Source organism: Allokutzneria sp. NRRL B-24872 (genome assembly GCF_002155965.1).
Taxonomy (GTDB): Bacteria; Actinomycetota; Actinomycetes; order Mycobacteriales; family Pseudonocardiaceae; genus Allokutzneria.
Map to the genome: position 1 here is coordinate 1 of NZ_MUMH01000005.1, position 18,775 is coordinate 18,775.

The following is an 18,775-nucleotide window of genomic DNA, read 5'->3' on the forward strand; positions in this document are numbered from 1 at the left end:
GGGTCGCCGCGTCCAGGTCGGGCCCGTCGTAGGCCGTCGCGTAGGACTGGACCTCCTCGTTCCACCCGTTCTCGACCACGTCCGCGCGGATGGTGTCGCGCAGCTCCGCCCAGCTCGTCTCGGCCTTGCGGCCGTAGGCGTCCGCGAGCTTGATCGCGCGGTCCAGGGTCACCCAGCACATCACCTTGGAGTAGACGCGGTGCCGTGGCGCGGCGCGCTCCTCCCAGATGCCGTGGTCCGGCTCGTGCCAGCGGCGGCTGACGGCCTCGGCCATCGCCTCCACCATGCGCCAGTCCTCGTCGGTCAGCTTGCCGCGCGCCTCGGTGACCATCGCGACGAGGTCGACGATGGGGCCGAAGACGTCGAGCTGGACCTGCTGGTTGGCCAGGTTGCCCACCCGCACCGGGCGCGAGCCCGCGTAGCCGGGCAGCGTGTCGATGACCGCCTCCGGACCGAGGTGCGTGCCGTGCAGCGTGTACAGCGGGTGCAGCCGCTCCGGGCCCGGCAGCGTCGCGAGCACGCCGTGCACCCAGGCCAGGTACTTCTCCGCTTCGGCGGTCGAACCGAGGCGGACCAGCGCCTGCGCGGACAGCGCGGCGTCGCGAATCCAGCAGTAGCGGTAGTCCCAGTTGCGGACGCCGCCGATCTCCTCCGGCAGCGACGTGGTCGCGGCGGCCAGGAAGGCGCCGGTCTCGTCGTGCTGGAGACCCTTGAGCGTCAGCGCGGAACGGGCGACCAGGTCGCGCTGGACCTCCGGCAGGTTCAGACCCGCCAGCCAGTCGGTCCAGTACGCGCCAGCGCGGGCCCTGCGGTCGGCCTCGCTGACCTCGGCGGGGCCGAGATCGTCGCTGCCGCAACGCAGTTCGAGCACGATCGGCTGCTCCGGCGTCACCTCGACGACGGCGCGGGCCGACTCGTGCTGGCCGTCGGAGGTGATCGTCCACTCGACGCCGGGCGCGCGCAGCACGATCGGGTCGGAGGTGCCGAGCACCCGCAGGCCGTCCGCCTCGGCGGAGAGCTTGACCGCGACCTGGCCGAACTCCGGCCGCGGCGCGAAGTCGATCACCGCGCGGCTGTTGCCCGAGATGACCCGGACGATCTCCGTGCGGTGCGGCGGCGCGTAGTGGTCGAGGTAGTCGGTGACCAGCAGCTTCGACCAGCGGGTCTCCACCGTCATGGTGCCCGGCAGGTAGCGCTGGCCCAGCGGAAGGCCGTTGCGCTCCGGCTTGATGCCGAAGACACCCGCGGTCGGACCGCCGAGCAGGTCGGCGAAGATCGCGCCCGAGTCCGGCTCCGGGTGGCACAGCCAGGTGAGCTTCGCGTCCGGGGTCAGCAGCGCCACCGAACGCTCGTTGGCCAGCATGGAGATGCGCTCGATCGGCACCGCTTGCTCGCCGTAGAGCCAGGTGCGGCGCTCCTCCATCAGGAAGGCGAGCACCCTGGCCACGTCGGTGGTGTCAGCGATCTTGTACGCGGCCAGCGTCTCGCCGTCGCCGACCTTGATGCCCAGGTCCGGGCCGGTCAGCCGGGCGAAGGCCTTCTCGTCGGTGACGTCGTCGCCGAGGAAGATCGCGGCGGTCGCGCCGACCTGGTGGCGCAGCACGTCGAGGGCGTGGCCCTTGTCCGTCTGCACCACGGCCAGCTCGATCACGGCCTTGCCCTCGGTGACCTGCACGCCGTCCCAGGTGCACGGGCCGCTGCGCAGCGCTTCGAAGACGCGCTCGCCGACAGCGGGCTCGGCGCGGCGCACGTGCACCGCGACGCTGGCCGGCTTCATCTCCAGGTGCACGCCTTCGGCACCGTCGATGATGCCGTCCAGCTCGTGCTTGATCTTGGTCAGCAGCTGTCGGGCCGCGGCGTCCAGCGCGTGCACGAAGCCGACGTCGAACTCCGAGCCGTGGCTGCCGACCAGGTGCACCTCGGAGGGCAGCCGGGACAGCGTGGCGAGGTCGCGCAGCGCGCGCCCGGAGATCACCGCGACGGTCGTGGACGACAGGGTGGCCAGCGACCGCAGCGCGTTCACCGACTCCGGCAGCGGACGGGCCTGCTCAGGATCGGCGACGATGGGCGCCATCGTTCCGTCGTAGTCGCACGCGATCAGCAGCCGGGGAGTGCGGGCCAGCTGCACGAGCGCGCGACGAAGCTCGGCGGGAAGGGCTTCGGCGGTCAACGCCTGCTCCTACGGGGGCGTCGAAGGGACAACGGAAGTATGTGGAAAGCCAGGTGGAAAAGTGAATCCGGCTTTCTTTGTGCGCTTACGCGTTGTTCGTCTCCTGCGCGCCGAGTGCCTCAAGGAACGAACGTGCCCAACGGTCGACGTCGTGCGTGAGTACTTGGCGGCGTAGAGCGCGCATCCTACGGCGGCCCTCCGCCGGGTCCACGTCGAGGGCGGCCTGCAACGCGTTCTTCACGCCGTCCAAATCGTGTGGATTGACGAGGAACGCGCTGGTGAGCTCGGCAGCGGCGCCGGCGAACTCACTGAGTACGAGCGCACCCCCCAGGTCGTGTCGAGTGGCCACGTACTCCTTGCAGACCAGGTTCATACCATCCCGGACCGGCGTCACCACCATCACGTCGGCCGCGCAGAAGTACGCGACCAGCTCCTTCCGGTCCACCGACTGGTGCAGGTAGTGCACGGCCGGGTGGCCGATCTTGCCGAACTGGCCGTTGATCCGGCCGACGAGACCCTCGATGTCGTCGCGCATCTGCTGGTAGTGCTCGACCCGCTCCCGGCTCGGCGTCGCCAGCTGCACCATGATCACGTCCTCCGGGTCGATCCGGCCCTCGGCCAGCATCTCCCCGAGCGCGTGCAACCGGACGTCGATGCCCTTGGTGTAGTCCAAGCGGTCGACACCCAACATGATCTTCTTCGGGTTGCCCAGCTCGTTGCGGATCTCCTGCGCCCGCTTCTGCACGTCCGGGTCGTGCGCCAGCGCGTCCAGCCCCGCCGAGTCGATGGAGATCGGGAAGGCCCCCACCCGCACCATCCGGTCCCCGTTGGGCACCACACCCGGCCGCGTCCGCACGCCGACCGCACCCCGGCTCGGCTCCAGCCCCAGCAGGCGGCGGGCCAGCCACAGGAAGTTCTGCGCGCCGCCCGGCCGGTGGAACCCGACCAGGTCCGCGCCGAGCAGCCCCCTGATGATCTCCGTGCGCCACGGCAGCTGCTGGAACAGCTCCACCGGCGGGAACGGGATGTGCAGGAAGAAGCCGATCTTCAGGTCCGGCCTGCGCTCCCGCAGCATCGCCGGGACCAGCTGCAACTGGTAGTCCTGCACCCACACCGTCGCGCCGGGCGCAGCCGCCTCCGCCGTCGCGTCCGCGAAGCGCCGGTTCACCCGGACGTAGGCCTCCCACCAGTGGCGGTGGTACACCGGTGGCGCCACCACGTCGTGGTAGAGCGGCCACAGCGTGCCGTTGGAGAAACCCTCGTAGTAGTCCGCGACCTCCTTGGCGGACAACGGAACCGGGTGCAGGTGCACGCCCGTGTCCTCGAACGGCTCCACCTCGACGTCCGGCACCCCCGGCCAGCCCACCCACGCGCCGCTGCGGCTGCGCAGGAATGGCTCCAACGCCGACACCAACCCGCCAGGACTGCGCTTCCACCGTTCCGAGCCGTCGTCCATCCGCTCCAGGTCCACCGGAAGACGGTTGGCCACAACGATGAAATCGGCCTTCGACACGGGCGAGCTCGCCACCGGGAAACGCCTCCTCGACTGCCTGGCTGGATGAGCTGTGCGGAACAGGCGGCCACACCGAGGTTAGCCACTGCCGACACACGCCACGCCCGGCCGTTATCGCCGTCACATTCCGTCAGTTCATCGGCGTCCCACACTCCACCTTGAGCCGCCGAACGGCCCCTTTGACCTGCGCCGAGTCCACCCGGTGATCATCTCTAGGTTGCTTGCGCCCCATGCCAGTCCCGGTCTGCACGAGCCATCGGTGTGCTTACGATGTGCACGGGTCATGTTCTCACCGACCCGTGCTGGTGTAGCTCAATTGGCAGAGCACCCGCCTTGTAAGCGGAAGGTTGCGGGTTCGAGTCCCGCCACCAGCTCAATGCTGTTCGGTGCGCTGTGCGCACCTTCCCGGTCTCCTCGTACCGCCCGGGGGCCGAGCCCCCGGAACCCCCACGGTGCGAGCTCCTCACCCCGACTGCGTGCCCACGTTGGGTGTTGACCAGCCTTCGGCGGTCCCGTTCCAGCCTGCGGCGGTCGGTTCCAGCCTCGGGCGGGTGAGGTCAACGTTGCGGACACTTATCGGGCCTCTGGAGGGCAGAACACCGCGAAAAGTGTCCATGGCGCGCGAAAGGCAACCCCGCTGGGACGGGAAGCCAAGGTCGGCTTTACCTGGGGTGTGCGTGCCATACGCTCGCGCGAGGGCCGGGTGTTCTATCCCGTGCCCTTGCGAGGCCCAGGGGCACGGGCGAGGGGCCCCAGGTCAAGCCGACACCCACGCAACCAGCGCGCAGCGCCGACGGCGAGCAGAACGTGAAGCGTCAACTAGGCTCGCCACCGAGAAGCGCCCAGCGGTGATCGGAGAGGTATGTCCCACCAGGCCGAGCCCAGCCGTTACGACCGCATGACCTACCGGCGGTGCGGGCGCAGTGGACTCGACCTGCCAGCGGTGTCGCTGGGGCTGTGGCAGAACTTCGGCGCGGACCGGGGGTACACCGACGGGCGCGACATCGTGCTGCGGGCCTTCGACTGGGGCGTCACGCACTTCGACCTGGCGAACAACTACGGACCGCCGTACGGCTCGGCCGAGGAGAACTTCGGCCGGATGCTGGCGACGGACCTGCGCGGCTACCGCGACGAGCTGGTGATCTCGACCAAGGCGGGCTACGACATGTGGCCGGGGCCGTACGGCAACGGCGGCTCGCGGAAGTACCTGCTCAGCTCGCTGGACGCCTCGTTGACGCGCCTGGGGCTGGACTACGTCGACGTCTTCTACTCGCACCGCTTCGACCCGGACACGCCGCTGGAGGAGACCATGGGCGCGCTGGCGTCCGCGGTCAGCCAGGGCAAGGCGCTCTACGTCGGCATCTCCTCCTACTCGGCGGCGAAGACCCGCGAAGCGCACGCGATCCTGCGCGAGCTCGGCGTCCCGGTGCTGATCCACCAGCCCTCGTACTCGATGCTGAACCGCTGGATCGAGACGGAACTGCTGGACACCCTCGGCGAGCTGGGCATCGGTTGCATCGCGTTCTCGCCGCTGGCGCAGGGCATGCTGACCGACCGCTACCTCAACGGCGTGCCGGAGGGCTCGCGCGCGAGCCAGCAGGGTTCGTTGCGGCCGGAACACCTCAGCGACGAGAACCTGGCGCGGGTGCGGGCGCTGAACGAGATCGCGGCCTCACGTGGGCAGAGCCTCGCTCAGCTCGCGCTGTCGTGGGCGTTGCGCGACGATCGGGTCACCTCGGTGCTCGTCGGAGCGAGCTCGGTGCGGCAGCTGGAGCAGAACCTGGCCGCGCTGGACCGCCTCGACCTCTCCGCCGACGAGCTGACGGAGATCGACAAGCACGCCGTCGAGTCGGGCATCGACCTCTGGGCCACCTCCCGCTCCTCGGGCTGAGCGCCCTTAACAAGGGCACTCACGCGAAGGCAAGCGTTACGTAGCCTTCATCACGCATGTTTCTGCGAATGCGCAGGCACATGCGATTCGCGATCTTCGGTGACTGGCGTGAAAAAATTACTCTGTTACTTTCACATGACATGGCAGAAGGTCGCCAGCAACTCCTCCAGATCGATCAACCCACACTTGCCGACGGGGCCGAGATGTGGCGGGTCGCGCGCGATTCCGGGACCCTCGACCTGAATTCTCCCTACGCTTATCTGTTGTGGTGCAGGGACTTTGCCGGAACATCTGCGGTTGCTCGCTCAAAAGATGGTTTAGCGGGGTTCGTCACCGGGTACATGCGACCGGATGAGCAGGAAACGCTCATGGTGTGGCAGGTCGGCGTCGACTCCGCGCACCGGGGCCAGGGAGTGGCTTCCTCGCTGCTCCAGGCCGTGGTGGACCGCGCGGTGAGCCAGGGGGCGCGGTGGTTGGAGACCACCATCACCGCCGACAACCGGGCCTCCATCGCCCTGTTCTCCGCACTCGCCAGAAACCGCGGGGCCCGGCTCTCCGTCGGGGGCCTCTTCGGTGACGACCTGTTCGCGGGGAGTCATATCGCAGAGGATCTCTACCGGATAGGTCCTTTCGTCTAGTCGCTCTCCATCCAACGTATCCCGAGTCCGCTGACGGATGATCGGACGGTTCTTCATGGAAATCTTCGAGGCCCTTGAGTCGGAAGTCCGCTCCTATTGCAGGGGGTGGCCGACGGTATTCGACACGGCTACCGGCAGTCATATGACGGACGAGGACGGCAACCGCTACCTCGACTTCTTCGCCGGGGCGGGCGCGCTGAACTACGGGCACAACCCGCCGGAGCTGAAGCGGCAGCTGCTCGACTACCTCGCCCGCGACGGGGTCACCCACGGGCTGGACATGAGCACCAGCGCCAAGCGGCGGTTCCTGGAGACCTTCCAGCGCAGGGTGCTCGCGCCGAGGGGGCTGGACTACAAGATCCAGTTCCCTGGGCCGACCGGGGCGAACTCGGTGGAGTCCGCGCTGAAGCTGGCCCGCAAGGTCACCGGCCGGGAGCCGGTCATCAGCTTCACCAACGCCTTCCACGGGATGACCCTCGGCGCGCTCTCGGTCACCGGCAACGCGATGAAGCGCGGCGGCGCGGGCGTGTCCCTGTCGAGCACCGTGCCGATGCCCTTCGACAACTACCTCGACGGCCAGATGCCGGACTTCCTGCTGTTCGAGCGGTTGCTGCTGGACAGCGGCAGCGGGCTGGACCGCCCGGCCGCGGTGATCGTGGAGACGGTGCAGGGCGAGGGCGGCATCAACGTCGCCCGCGCGGAGTGGCTGCGCGGGCTCTCCGAGCTGTGCCAGCGCCACGACATGCTGCTGATCGTCGACGACGTGCAGATGGGCTGCGGCCGCACGGGCCCGTTCTTCAGCTTCGAGGAAGCCGGGATCACCCCGGACATCGTCTGCCTGTCCAAGTCGATCAGTGGCTACGGCCTGCCGCTGTCGCTCACGCTGATCAAGCCGGAGCACGACATCTGGGAGCCGGGCGAGCACAACGGCACCTTCCGCGGCAACAACCCGGCGTTCGTGACCGCGACCGCCGCGCTGGACACCTACTGGGCCGACGACGCGCTGGAGCGGGCGACGCTGGCCAAGGGCGAGTGGATCAACTCGGAGCTGTCGGCCATCGCCGCCTCCGGCGAGGGCATGTCCGTGCGCGGCAGGGGACTCGCGCAGGGGCTGGCCTTCGAGCAGGCCGACCGCGCGGGCAAGGCGTGCCGCGCCGCCTTCGACCGGGGTCTGCTCGTGGAGACCTCGGGGCCGGAGAGCGAGGTCGCCAAGCTCATGCCCGCGCTGACCATCACCGACGCCGAGCTGGAGCAGGGGCTCGCCCTGTTCGCCGATGCCGTGAGGAGCTGCCAGTGATCGTCCGGAACCTCTCCGAGATCGAGAACACCGAGTACGACGTCCGCGCGGAGACCTGGCGCAGCAGGCGGATCATCCTGGCCAAGGAGGGTGTCGGCTTCTCCGTGCACGACACCGTGCTCTACGCCGGGACGGAGACGGCGATGTGGTACGCGAACCACGTCGAGGCCGTCTACTGCATCGAGGGCGAGGGCGAGCTGATCAACGACGAGACCGGTGAGGTGCACCCGATCTCGCCGGGAACGCTCTACCTCCTCGACGGGCACGAGAAGCACCGGCTGCGCTGCAAGACCGACGTGCGCACCGTCTGCGTGTTCAACCCGCCCGTCACCGGCAGGGAGGTGCACGACGAGCACGGCGTCTACCCGTTGCTGACCGAGTCCGCCTGAACCCTGACGCGCGCGAGGAGCGAGAGATGACCACCTTCGACACCGAGACCCTGCACGGCAGCCTCGTCGAGGACAGGTACCCGACCCGCTGCAAGAACTACCCGATGATGCTGCGCCGCCCCGATCCCGTGGTGTGGCCGACCGAGGCCGGGACGACCGCGACCGGGCCGATCGACGCGGACACGGTCGCCGACTACGACGCCAAGGGCTTCCTGTCCGTCGACTCACTGCTCACCGGTGAGGAGGTGGCGCTCTACCGCGACGAGCTGGACCGGCTGGCCGCGGACCCGGCGATCAAGGCCGACGAGCGCACGGTGGTGGAGAAGTCCTCCAACGAGGTCCGCTCGATCTTCGAGGTGCACCGGATCAGCCCCGCGATCGCGCAGCTGGTGCGCGACCCCCGGGTCGTCGACCGCGCGCGGCAGCTGCTGGGTTCCGAGGTCTACGTGCACCAGAGCCGGATCAACTACAAGCCGGGCTTCAAGGGCGGCTCGTTCTACTGGCACTCCGACTTCGAGACCTGGCACGCCGAGGACGGCATGCCCGGCATGCGCGCGGTCAGCATCTCCATCGCGCTCACCGACAACCACCCGTTCAACGGCGGCCTGATGATCATGCCGGGCTCGCACCGCACCTTCGTCAGCTGCGTCGGTGAGACACCCGCCGACCACTACAAGGAATCATTGCGGGAGCAGGAGATCGGCACTCCGGACAACGACAGCCTGACGGTGCTCGCCGGGCGCTACGGCATCGAGCAGTTCACCGGCCCGGCCGGTTCGGCGGTCATGTTCGACTCGAACTGCATGCACGGGTCCAACGGCAACATCACGCCGTTCCCGCGCTCCAACATCTTCGTGGTGTTCAACAGCGTCGAGAACGCGCTCGTCGACCCGTTCTCCGCGCCGACGCCGCGTCCGCCGTTCATCGCGAGCCGGGACTTCACCCCAGTCGGGAACGGGTGATGGAGGTGGTGGCGGACCGCACTCGGGGTCGCAGGTCCGCCACCACCAGCTCCTTCCTGATCAGCTGCGATCAGCCCTGCGGCACGCGTGGCAGAGCGCCGTCGTCCATCCGCTGAGCAGGCGGAGTCGTCGGCCATTCGGCCGCGCAGTGGGTGTTCGGCGCGGGCAGGCGCAGCGAGGTCAGGTAGGTCTCGATGTGCCCGCGAGCGCACTTGCTGCGCGAGAACTGCCCGTGCCCGACGCCGTCGTAGTTCAGCAGCACGGCGTTCTTGATCTGCTTGGCAGCGGCCAGGTTCCAGTCGCGCGGCGTCGCGACGTCGTACTTCGCGGTCACCATCAGGATCGGCGGCGCGTCCTTGACCGCCAGCCGGTGCTGGGGGTTGGTGACCTTCGCGGGCCAGCCGAGGCACGAGGTGATGTCGCCCCAGAACGGGCTCAGCCTGGTGTGCGGGGCGACGCGCTCAAGGCGCTTGAGCATCGACCTGAACTCGGCGGCGCCGTTGACCCGCCACGACCAGTCCTGGCACCAGATCGCCTGGTAGGGGTTCTCCGCGAGTTCCGCAGGCGCCGCAGCCGCCGCGGCGACGCGCTCGCCGGTGTTCAGCGCGGCGAGGCGCGTGGCGAGCGGGAACCACCGCTGCTCCGGCTTGTACATCGCCACGAAAAGCTCGTCGCGCAGCGCGGAGGCGGTCAGGGACTTGCCGTTGGCCGGATCGGTCAGCTTCCCGGCTTCTGCCTTGGCGTAGAGCCCGTCCCACACCGCGCGGACGTCCTTGCCGTGCAAGGCACAGGGCTGGGTGCGCTCGCACCAGTCGGCGAACTCGGTGAAGGAGCCTTCGAGGTCGCGGGTCGCCGTCTCCAGGTACTGGTAGGCGGAGGTGATGCTGTGGTCCATGTTCGAGTCGATCACCATCGCGCGCAGCCGCTTGCCGAACAGCTCCGCGTACTGCTGACCGATCTGCGTGCCGTAGGAGAACCCGAGGAAGTTGACCTTCTCCTCGCCCAGCGCCGCGCGGATCGCGTCCATGTCGCGCACGGTGTGCACCGTGTCCACGTGGTCGATCAGCGGGCCGGTGTTCTTGCGGCAGTCGGCACCCAGTTCGGCGTTGTGCGCGAGCAGCGCCTTGAACTCCGCGTCGGTCACCGGGACCGCGCTCGGGCCGCGGCCCAGCAGTGCCTTGTCGCACTTGACGACGTTGCTCAGCCCGACGCCGCGCGGGTCCCAGCTGATGATGTCGAAGCGCTTGCGCAGCTCGCTGTCGTCCGGGATGCCCCGACCGGTGATGTAGCTGGTGATCCCGGAGCCGCCGGGGCCGCCCGGGTTGGCCAGCAGCACGCCGATGCGCCGCGCGGGGTCGGTGGCCTTGAGCCTGCCGATCGCGAGGTTGATCTTCTCGCCGCCGGGCTTGCCCCAGGTGAGCGGAACGGGAATCGTCGCGCACTCGCCCTTGAACTTGTCACCGCATTCCGACCACGCGATGGAGTCGGTGGGCGCGGCGTTGGCGACCGCCACTGGCGCGCACAACGACACGAGCGCCGTCGCGACCAGCAATGAGCCCGTCGTGGATCGTCTTCGCATTCTGTTGCCCCCAGATCAGCACCGTTGAAACGGGCGAACGCTATAAGAGGGGGCTCGGCCGGTGAAGCGCGTTTAAGTGATTCTTCCGCATCCGGACAGCGCTGGAGGGCCGTCCCAGGGGGGTGAGCACGGCCCTCCGACGCTCCCCGAGCGAGGGTCTGTGGGGTTAGAAGTTGTTCGCGTTCATGCTCGGGTTCACATTTGGCTGCGGTTGGTGCTCGTCGTTCCTGCGCTCCTCGAACTGCGCGTTGGTCTCCTGCGTGAGCCGCTGCGAACTCTGCCGCTCGCGCATGTTGCGCAGCACCGACAGCGCCACCGCGTGCGCGGCTCCGAGCAGCAGCAGGACGATGCCCAGCTTCGTGACCACCTGCTGCACCGCGCCCTCGACCGGGATGTTCACGGTGGAGAGCAGCATCAGCAGGCCCAGCGTGATGATGTGGAAGAGCACGCCGATCATGCGGCCCATGGAGTTCGCGGCCTTCTCGTCGGCGTAGGCCGAGCGGAGGTAACCGCGACTGGCTCGCATGATCAGCTGGCCGTCCGCGACAACGAGGATGGCGCCGACGATCAGAAAGGCGAAATAGGCGTTCAGGCTCTCTTCCACCGCCGACCTCCTCCGAGCTTGGGAACACTCGGATACCCCGTGCGCGCGGAGAGAAACCGGCTCAGAACCCGTAGTAGTCCTCGTCGAAGCCGTTTCCGGTGCACGAGGCCGCGAGATCCCTGCCCACCTGGTCGATCAGGTCGGACAGTTCGAGCCTGCCGAGCCATTCCCGGGGCAGCGCGGCGGCTCCGTGCAGCGCGCCGAGCAGGTTGCCGGTGATCGAGGCCGTCGAGTCGCTGTCGCCGGAGTGGTTGGCGGCCAGCCGCAGCGCGTCGGGGAAGCGCTCGGGTGTGCGGTGCGACAGCGCCGAGTAGACGGCGATCGCGAGTGCTTCCGGACCGACCCAACCGCCGCCGAGCCGTTCGATCGAGCGGTCCGACGGGCCGCCGGTGACCACGCGGCGGCCGAACACCTTGGCCTCGCGGACCTGTTCGGCCTTGGAGCTGTCGTACCCGGCCAGCGCGACGGCGGCGGCCAAGGCGTGCGCGGTCTCGCGGTCGTCGCGCAGCACGCGCCCGGTCGCCTGGTCGACGGCCTCCACCAGGGAGCGGCGGCGGATGGCCACGAGGTGCACGATCATCGCCAGCGCTCCTGCCGGAGCCCAGCCACCGGGACTGCCGTGGGTCAGCGAGGCGAACTCGCAGCCCAGCCCGTATGCGGTCTCGGCGGTCGGCGCGAAACCGGCGGGCGCGACGCGCATCACGCCGCCGCAGCCGCGCGAGTCGTTGATCGGGTGCTCCGGATCGGGAACCTCGGACAGCTCGTTGGCGCCCTGGAGCACGCGCAGGCAGGTCACGCCGGGCGCGCGGCTGGCGTAGAGCCGCTTGTCGGCGAGCAGGCCGACGGAGTCCGGGGAGGGCGCGCGCTGCTGCTGCGAGTCCAGCCAGCGCCGGTAGCTCAGCCACACCATCGCGGCGGGACCCCACTGCCCCTGGTGCTTGCCGCGCACCCAGGCCCGCAGGTAGCCCTCGGCGGTGAACAGCGTCATCTGCGTGTCGTCGGTGATCAGCCCGAGCCGCGGCGGGTGCGTGACGCCCGCGGGGCCGTACTCCTTGCGGATCTCGTCGAGCCGCATGAACTCCACGGGCGCGCCAAGAGCATCGCCGAGCGCCCCGCCCAAGAGGCATCCGGCGCCACGGTCTGCGACGACGGTCGGGTCCAGGGGCACACCACTGACCCTAGTGCTTTCAGCCGTTCAGCCCTCGGCTTTGCCGGTCTTCGGGAACGGTCGGCACTCGCATACCTGCCGGAAGGTATGCCGAACCTGTGACCAGCCTGTCCGTTCGGCCATTGGGCGGTAGCCGAAACGTCGTATTGTTTGCTGGTGCGATCATCGGCGGCCGAAGCGAGGGACCTGGAGTTCCGGCTGCTCGGTCAGGTCGAGGTGCTCGCGAACGGGATTCCGGTTCCGCTGGGCGGCGCCGGCGTGCGCAGGCTGCTCGCGCTGCTGGTGCTGGAGGCCAACCAGGTCGTCGGCCGGGGCCGCATCGCCGACGTGCTGTGGGAGGAGGAACCGCCCTCCACGGCGCGCACGATCATCCAGGGCTACGTCTCCAAGCTGCGCAAGCTCCTGGTCGAGCACGCTCCCGGCGACCGCGTGGAGATCATCACGCGCTCCTCCGGCTACCAGCTGCGCGTCGACCACGACCTCGTCGACCTGCGCAGGGCCACCGCGCTGATCGACCGGGCGCGTGGACTGCCGCCCGCCGGGCGCGCCGAGCTGCTCGCCGAGGCGCTGCGGCTGTGGCGCGGACCGGTGCTCGGCGGCGTGAAGGCCGGTCGGCTGGAGCACGTCGTCTACGAGCTGGAGGAACTGCGGCTGGTCGCGCTGGAGGACCGGATCGCCGCGGACCTGGAGCTGGGGCGGCACGCGGACCTGGTCGTCGAGCTGTCCGGGCTGCTGGCGCGGCACCCCTTCCGCGAGCGGATGGTCTCGCAGCTCGTGCTCGCGCTCTACCGCAGCGGCAGGCGGGCGACCGCGCTCGGCACCTTCCAGGACTTCACCGTCCGCCTCGCCGAGGAGCTGGGCATCGACCCCGGGCCGCAGCTGCGTGCGCTGCACGAGCGCGTCGTCCGCGACGACCCTTCGCTGCACTGGGCGCCCGCCGTCAGCGAGCAGGGCTCCTCGGTGCCGCGCAGGCCCGCGCAGCTGCCGCCCTCGCCCGCCGGGTTCACCGGCCGGGAGCGGGAGATCGCCGCGCTGGACGCGCTGCTGGTCGGCAGGGACGAACGCCCGAGCCCGGTGATCGCGACGGTGGTGGGCGCGGCGGGCGTCGGCAAGAGCGCGCTCGCGGTGACGTGGTCCCGCCAGGTCGCCCCTGAGTTTCCAGATGGGCAACTCTTCGCCGGACTGCACGGTTTCGACCCCGAGCACCCCGCCGCCGAGCCGAGCCAGGTGCTGCGCCGGTTCCTCATCGCGCTCGGCGTCGCCCCGGAGGCGGTGCCGGTCGAGGAGGACGAGCGCGTCGCGCTGTACCGGTCGTTGCTGGCCGGGCGACGGATGCTGGTGCTGCTGGACGACGCCCGCGACTCCGAGCAGGTCCGTCCGCTGCTACCCGGTGACAGCGGTTCGCTGGTGCTGGTGACCAGCAGGCGCAGGCTCGGCGGGCTCGCGGTGTCGGTCGGCGCGAGCGTGCTGACCCTGGACACGCTGCCGGAGTCGGAGGCCGTGCGGATCATCGAGGCCGCAGCGGGGGAGCGGGCCGCGCGCGAGGCGGTCAGCCTGCGGGTGCTCGCCCAGCTCTGCGGCGGCCTGCCGCTGGCGCTGCGGATCGTCGCCGCCCGGCTCGTGGTGAACCCGGACCGCTCCGCCGCCGACCTCGTCGCCGAGCTCTCCGACGAGCGGGAACGGTTGGCGGCACTGGACACCGACGATGCCGAGATCTCCGTGCGCGGGGTCTTCGACGTCTCCTACCGACACCTCTCCGAGCAGGCTGCGATGTTGTTCCGGCTGACCGGGCTCGTGCCGGGCCGCGAGGTCACGCCACTGTCCATGGCCGCGATGGCCAACATCGACCCGAGCGCCGCGCGGCGGGGGCTGCGCTCACTGGCCGCAGCGCACCTGATCGCCGAACAGCGGCCCGACCGCTTCGTCATGCACGACCTGCTTCGCTTGCACGGCAGGGAAAAGGCGCGCACGGACCTCAGTGAGCGGGAGCGGGTCGCCGCGCGGCGGCACCTCGTGCGCTTCTCCCTCGCGACAGCCGACCTGGCCCGGCGCGCGATCCGCCCGGCGGGCGACGAGCTGAGCTTCCCCGCCGAGCCGGGGCAGCGGCTGCCCGAGGTCGACACCCCGGCCAAGGCGCTGGAGTGGTTCGACGCCGAGCTGGGCAACCTGATCGAGCTGCAGCGCGGCATGCTGGAGGACGGCGACGACGTCGGGGCGTGGGTGCTGCCGAGGCTGATGCTGAACTTCCTCTCCGCCCGCAGCCTGGTGGACGAGTGGATCACCACGCACCGCCGCGCACTGCCCGCCACCGACCGCCTCGCCGACCAGCACGCCGAGGTCACCACGCGGATCGGGCTGACCGTCGCGCTGGCGCGGGCGAACCGGCACGCCGACGCGCTGGAGCAGGCGATGGCCGCGCGCGCCGCCGCGAAGGCACTGGGCAGCACGCGGGACATCGGCACCACCACGGCCAACGTGGGCATGGTGCTGATGGAGCTGGCCCGCTACACCGACGCACTGTCCTATGTGGAGGAAGCGCTGCGGCTGGCCGAGGAGTGCGACGACAAGCTGAACCGGGCGAGCTGCACGCTGAACCTCGGCTTCATCCAGAAAGCCTTGGGGGACATCGACTCCGCGGTCGGGTACCTGCGCGAGGGGATCGAGCTGAGCAGGCGGACCGGAGACCGCGAGACGCTGGCGCTCGGACTGGTCTGGCTCGGCGAGGCCATGGTCGAGCTGGGCGCGGGCGAGGTGGCCAGGACGCTGTTCGACGAGGCGCTGGGGATCGCCGAGCACATCGGCGTGCCGATCGAGCAGGCGCGCGCACGGCGCGGGCTTGGCGATGTCGCGCTGGCCGACGGCGATCCCGTCGCGGCGGGTGAGGAGTGGTCCAAGGCGCTGGAGCTCTTCGAACGGCTCGGGCTCGCCGAGGTGGAATCCGTTCGCGGCCGGTTGTCCGCGCTGGCCGGTCGGGCGGGGCCCGGATGAGCGGGCTGGGGTTCCGGGTGCTCGGACCCGTGGAGATCGTCACCGACCGCGAGGTGATCCAGGTCGGCAGCCGGGGCGCGCGCACGCTGCTGGCCCTGCTGCTGCTGGAGGTCAACCAGGTCGTCTCGGTCGCGCACATCGAGGACGTGCTCTGGGAGCGCCGACCGCCGTCGACCGGGCGCACGATCATGCAGAGCTACGTCTCGCGGCTGCGCAAGCTCTTCGCCGAGATCGCCCCCGGCGGCGAGGTGGAGATCGTCACGCAGCCGCCCGGCTACCTGCTGCGCGCCGACCCCGCGCTGATCGACGTGCACCGCGTGCAGTCGATGATCTCCGGCGTCGGCGAGCTGGACGCGCGGCGGCGGGCGGGGGTGCTCGGCGAGGCGCTGGCGCAGTGGCGCGGGCAGGCGCTGTCCGACCTCCAGTCCGAGCGCCTGCGCACCGGCGTCGGCGCCGACCTCGAAGAGTTCCGCCTCGGCCTGCTCGAGGACCGCATTGACGCGGACCTGGAGCTGGGGCGGCACGCGGAACTGCTCAGCGAGCTGTCCGGGCTGTTGGCGCGGCAGCCCTTCCGCGAGCGGATGATCGGCCAGCTGATGATCGCGATGCACCGCTGCGGCCAGCGCGCCGAGGCCATCGGCAGCTACCTGCGCTACCGCAGGCTGCTCGCGGAGGAACTGGGCGTCGACCCCGGCACCAAGCTGCGCGACCTCTACGCCAGCCTGCTGCGCGATGACCAGGAGGTGCAGGCCAAGGGCTCGCAGGCCGCCTCGCGCGGCACCACGACCGTGCTCCGCCCAGCCCAGCTCCCGCCCGCTCCTGCGGGGTTCGCGGCCCGGGAGAGCGAACTGTCCTGGATGGACAGCCTGCTCGGCGACGGGAACGGTTCGGCACCGCGCGTCGCGCTGGTCGTCGGCACCGCAGGCATGGGCAAGAGCGCGCTCACGGTCAGCTGGGCGCGCCGCGTGGCCGACCGCTTCCCGGACGGCCAGCTCTACGCGTCGCTGCGGGGGTTCGACCCCGAGCGCTCGCCCGTGGAGCCCGCCGAGGTGTTACGCCAATTCCTTGTGGCACTGGGGATCGCGCCCGCCGGAGTGCCCGTGGACCTCGACGAGCGGGTGGCGCTCTACCGCTCGCTGCTGGCCGACCGCAAGGTGCTCGTGCTGCTCGACGACGCGCGCGACGCCGAGCAGGTGCGCGATCTGCTCCCGGTCGCCGCCGGCTCGCTCGCCCTCGTGGCCAGCCGACGTCGGCTCGGCGGGCTGTCGGTCTCCTCGGCGGCTCGCGTGCTGACCCTGGACGCCTTGCCCACCAACGATGCCGTGCACATCCTGGCCGGGGCGCTCGGCGACGACCGGGTGGAGGACCCCGAGGACCTGCGCCGCCTCGCCGAGCTGTGCGGCGGGCTCCCGCTGGCGCTGCGGATCGTGGCGGCGCGGCTCGCGGTGAACCCGAACCGCTCCGTCGCCACCGTCGTCGCCGAGCTGGCCGACGAGCAGCAGCGGCTCGGCGCGTTGGGCACCGAGGACGACGACATCTCCGTGCGCGGCGCCCTCGACATGACCTTCCACAGCCTCGACGAGTCGCTGGCGCGGGTGTTCCGCCTGCTCGGAGTGCTGCCCGGCACCGACGTGACGCCGCAGCTGCTCGCCGTCATGGCCGGGGTGGAAGCGGCGTGCGCCAGGCGTTCCCTGCGCGCGCTCGCGGCGGCGCACCTGGTCACCGAGCACCGCGCGGACCGCTTCACCATGCACGACCTGACCCGGCTCTACGCGCGCTCGCTCGCCCGGTCACAGCTGCCGCACGCCACGCGCGTCGTCGTGGAGAACCGGGCCGTCGACCACTTCCTGACCGGGCTCGACCACACGCGGCGCGCGCTGCGCCCGACCTTCACCGGGCCGCACTACGCCGCCGAGCGCCCCGAGCTGGTCCCCACCGAGGTGGTCGACCGCAGGACCGCGATGAGCTGGCTCGACGACGAGTGGCCGAACCTGATGGCGCTGGTGCGCTTCACCCACGCCACCGGCCGGTTCGAGGCGACGTGGACGGCCACCCACATGCTCAGCGCGTACCTGTTCGCCCGCTGCCCGTGGGAGGTGTGGTTCGAGTTCACCGAGCTCGGCATCGACGCGGCGCAGCGGCTGGGCGACCGCTTCGCCGAGGTGCGGATGCTCAACACGGCGGGCCTGGCCTACCGCAACAGCGAGCAGAACGAGCTGTCCATGGCGCACTACCTGCGGGGCTACCGGCTCGCGGAGGAGATCGGCGACCCGCACCACGTCGCGCTGATCGCCACGAACATGGTGCCGGGTCTGTTCGAGCGCGGGGACACCGAGGAGGCCGAGCGCTACTGCCGCCTCAGCGTGGACCTGGCGCGGCGGATCGACGACATGTTCGTGCTGCCGCTGGCGCTGACCAACCTCGGCGAGATCTGCAAGCGCAAGGGCGAGCACGAGCAGGCGCTGGAGCACTTCCAGGAAGTGCTGGCGCTGCACCAGCGGATGGAGAACTTCGACCGCATCGGCATGGCCTGGCTCAACCTCGGCCAGGTCAGCGAGGCCATGGGGGAGCTGGAGGCCGCGGAGCGCTACCTCCGCGACGCCGCGCGCGACACCGCCGCCGCCGACTCGGTGCTGCTGGAGGCGTGGTCGTGCCAGAGCCTGGGCCGGGTGCTGCGGCTGCGCGGGGAGCTGGAGGAGGCCGCGACGGTGCTGACGCGGGCACTGGAGCTCTTCGGCGGACTCGGGCTCAGTTCGGCCGACGACGTGCGGGCTGAGCTGGAGAAACTCGCCGCTGAACGCGTCGTTTAGCGATCGTTTAGCGTCTCGCGTCGCGCGACTGGCAACCTAGGTAACGACGTCGTTTGGTTCGCGCTGGATCGGCGTCACCGGGTGGTCCTGGGGGAAACCTCACCAGAGGTCATGATCATCCGCTTTGTCTCGGCCGGCACCCGCGTCCCCGGGTGCCGGCCGATGGCAGTTTCAGGGGCGGTTTCGCGGCCCGGTCACCGAGGTATCACCTGGTCATGGCCAATGACGTCGTAGAACTCATCCTCGCCGACCACCGCCGCTTCGAGGACCTCTTCCGCGATCTCCGCAACCGCGACAACGACCGGGAGAAGCTGCTCGCCGAGCTGGCCGCCCTGCTCGTCGCGCACGCCGAGGCCGAGGAGAGCGAGGTCTACCCGGCGCTCAAGCGCTTCAAGAAGGTCGACGACCACGAGGTGGAGCACGGCGCCGAGGAGCACGCCGAGGGCCACCAGGCGCTGCTCGCGCTGATGGAGGTCGGCGACACGTCCTCATCGGAGTGGGAGGACAAGCTCGAAGAGCTCGTCGAAGCCCTCAACCACCACGTGGACGAGGAGGAGCGGACCATCCTCAACGACGCCCGCGACTCCGTGCCCGAGCAGCGCAGGGCCGAACTGGGCAACGACTTCGTTCGCGCGCGCCGGCAACACCTGGACGCCGACTGCGGCTCCCTGACCCACGTCCGCCAGCTCGTCAAAGCCACCGAACACCGCGTCGACTAGCGCGGTCCGAAGAACCCCGTTTCGTACTCCTAAGGGATGTCTCGTAA

13 protein-coding genes and 1 tRNA gene are annotated in these 18,775 nt (G+C 70.2%); 9 read left to right on the forward strand and 5 right to left on the reverse strand.

Annotated elements, in window-relative coordinates; genetic code table 11:
• The coding region (otsB, locus tag CCN37_RS00690; protein ID WP_086818633.1) for a trehalose-phosphatase at positions 1-2,170 on the reverse strand (2,170 nt) is incomplete at its 3' end.
• Positions 2,171-2,255: 85 nt separating this feature from the next.
• On the reverse strand, positions 2,256-3,698 hold the full coding sequence (locus tag CCN37_RS00695; protein WP_086818634.1) for a trehalose-6-phosphate synthase: 1,443 nt from the start codon (positions 3,696-3,698) through the stop codon (positions 2,256-2,258).
• A 286-nt stretch (positions 3,699-3,984) separates the two neighbouring features.
• Between CCN37_RS00695 and CCN37_RS00700 the strand changes: the two genes are divergently transcribed.
• The 6 genes from CCN37_RS00700 (at position 3,985) to thpD (ending at position 8,860) form a co-directional block, all read left to right on the forward strand.
• Positions 3,985-4,057: transfer RNA gene (locus CCN37_RS00700), tRNA-Thr, on the forward strand.
• A gap of 488 nt (positions 4,058-4,545) precedes the next feature.
• The gene (mgrA, locus tag CCN37_RS00705) at positions 4,546-5,574 is read left to right on the forward strand and encodes an L-glyceraldehyde 3-phosphate reductase (protein ID WP_086818635.1); all 1,029 of its coding nucleotides are present in this window, start codon (positions 4,546-4,548) and stop codon (positions 5,572-5,574) included.
• A gap of 140 nt (positions 5,575-5,714) precedes the next feature.
• Positions 5,715-6,212 carry a diaminobutyrate acetyltransferase gene (gene ectA, locus CCN37_RS00710; protein WP_086818636.1) on the forward strand — a complete coding sequence of 166 codons (498 nt, stop codon included), beginning with the start codon at positions 5,715-5,717 and terminating at the stop codon, positions 6,210-6,212.
• 55 nt (positions 6,213-6,267) lie between these two features.
• Positions 6,268-7,509, forward strand: coding sequence for a diaminobutyrate--2-oxoglutarate transaminase (gene ectB, locus CCN37_RS00715; RefSeq protein WP_086818645.1), 1,242 nt, complete (start codon positions 6,268-6,270; stop codon positions 7,507-7,509).
• The gene (locus tag CCN37_RS00720) at positions 7,506-7,898 is read left to right on the forward strand and encodes an ectoine synthase (protein ID WP_086818637.1); all 393 of its coding nucleotides are present in this window, start codon (positions 7,506-7,508) and stop codon (positions 7,896-7,898) included. The genes ectB and CCN37_RS00720 overlap by 4 nt, the downstream gene beginning before the upstream one ends.
• Before the next feature lie 26 nt (positions 7,899-7,924).
• Positions 7,925-8,860, forward strand: coding sequence for an ectoine hydroxylase (thpD, locus tag CCN37_RS00725; protein WP_086818638.1), 936 nt, complete (start codon positions 7,925-7,927; stop codon positions 8,858-8,860).
• Positions 8,861-8,930: 70 nt separating this feature from the next.
• On the opposite strand, the gene CCN37_RS00730 is transcribed toward thpD, so the two are convergent.
• The 3 genes from CCN37_RS00730 to CCN37_RS00740 form a co-directional block, all read right to left on the reverse strand.
• A complete protein-coding gene (locus CCN37_RS00730; RefSeq protein WP_086818639.1) occupies positions 8,931-10,439 on the reverse strand; it encodes an alpha/beta hydrolase in 1,509 nt (502 codons plus the stop codon).
• 166 nt (positions 10,440-10,605) lie between these two features.
• Positions 10,606-11,043, reverse strand: a complete 438-nt coding sequence (locus CCN37_RS00735) for a hypothetical protein (protein WP_086818640.1) — start codon at positions 11,041-11,043, stop codon at positions 10,606-10,608.
• Positions 11,044-11,104: 61 nt separating this feature from the next.
• The gene (locus CCN37_RS00740; protein WP_086818641.1) at positions 11,105-12,211 is read right to left on the reverse strand and encodes an ADP-ribosylglycohydrolase family protein; all 1,107 of its coding nucleotides are present in this window, start codon (positions 12,209-12,211) and stop codon (positions 11,105-11,107) included.
• A 156-nt stretch (positions 12,212-12,367) separates the two neighbouring features.
• Here CCN37_RS00740 and CCN37_RS00745 point away from each other — a divergent pair, with 156 nt between their 5' ends.
• The 3 genes from CCN37_RS00745 (at position 12,368) to CCN37_RS00755 (ending at position 18,728) form a co-directional block, all read left to right on the forward strand.
• Positions 12,368-15,199 (forward strand): BTAD domain-containing putative transcriptional regulator, encoded by a 2,832-nt coding sequence (locus tag CCN37_RS00745; protein WP_168200468.1) that lies wholly within the window; start codon positions 12,368-12,370, stop codon positions 15,197-15,199.
• On the forward strand, positions 15,196-18,009 hold the full coding sequence (locus CCN37_RS00750; RefSeq protein ID WP_086818643.1) for a BTAD domain-containing putative transcriptional regulator: 2,814 nt from the start codon (positions 15,196-15,198) through the stop codon (positions 18,007-18,009). Before CCN37_RS00745 ends, CCN37_RS00750 begins: the two co-directional genes overlap by 4 nt.
• A gap of 215 nt (positions 18,010-18,224) precedes the next feature.
• Positions 18,225-18,728: a hemerythrin domain-containing protein gene (locus tag CCN37_RS00755; protein ID WP_086818644.1), complete on the forward strand. Its 504-nt coding sequence runs from the start codon at positions 18,225-18,227 to the stop codon at positions 18,726-18,728.
• Positions 18,729-18,775: the final 47 nt, after the last annotated feature.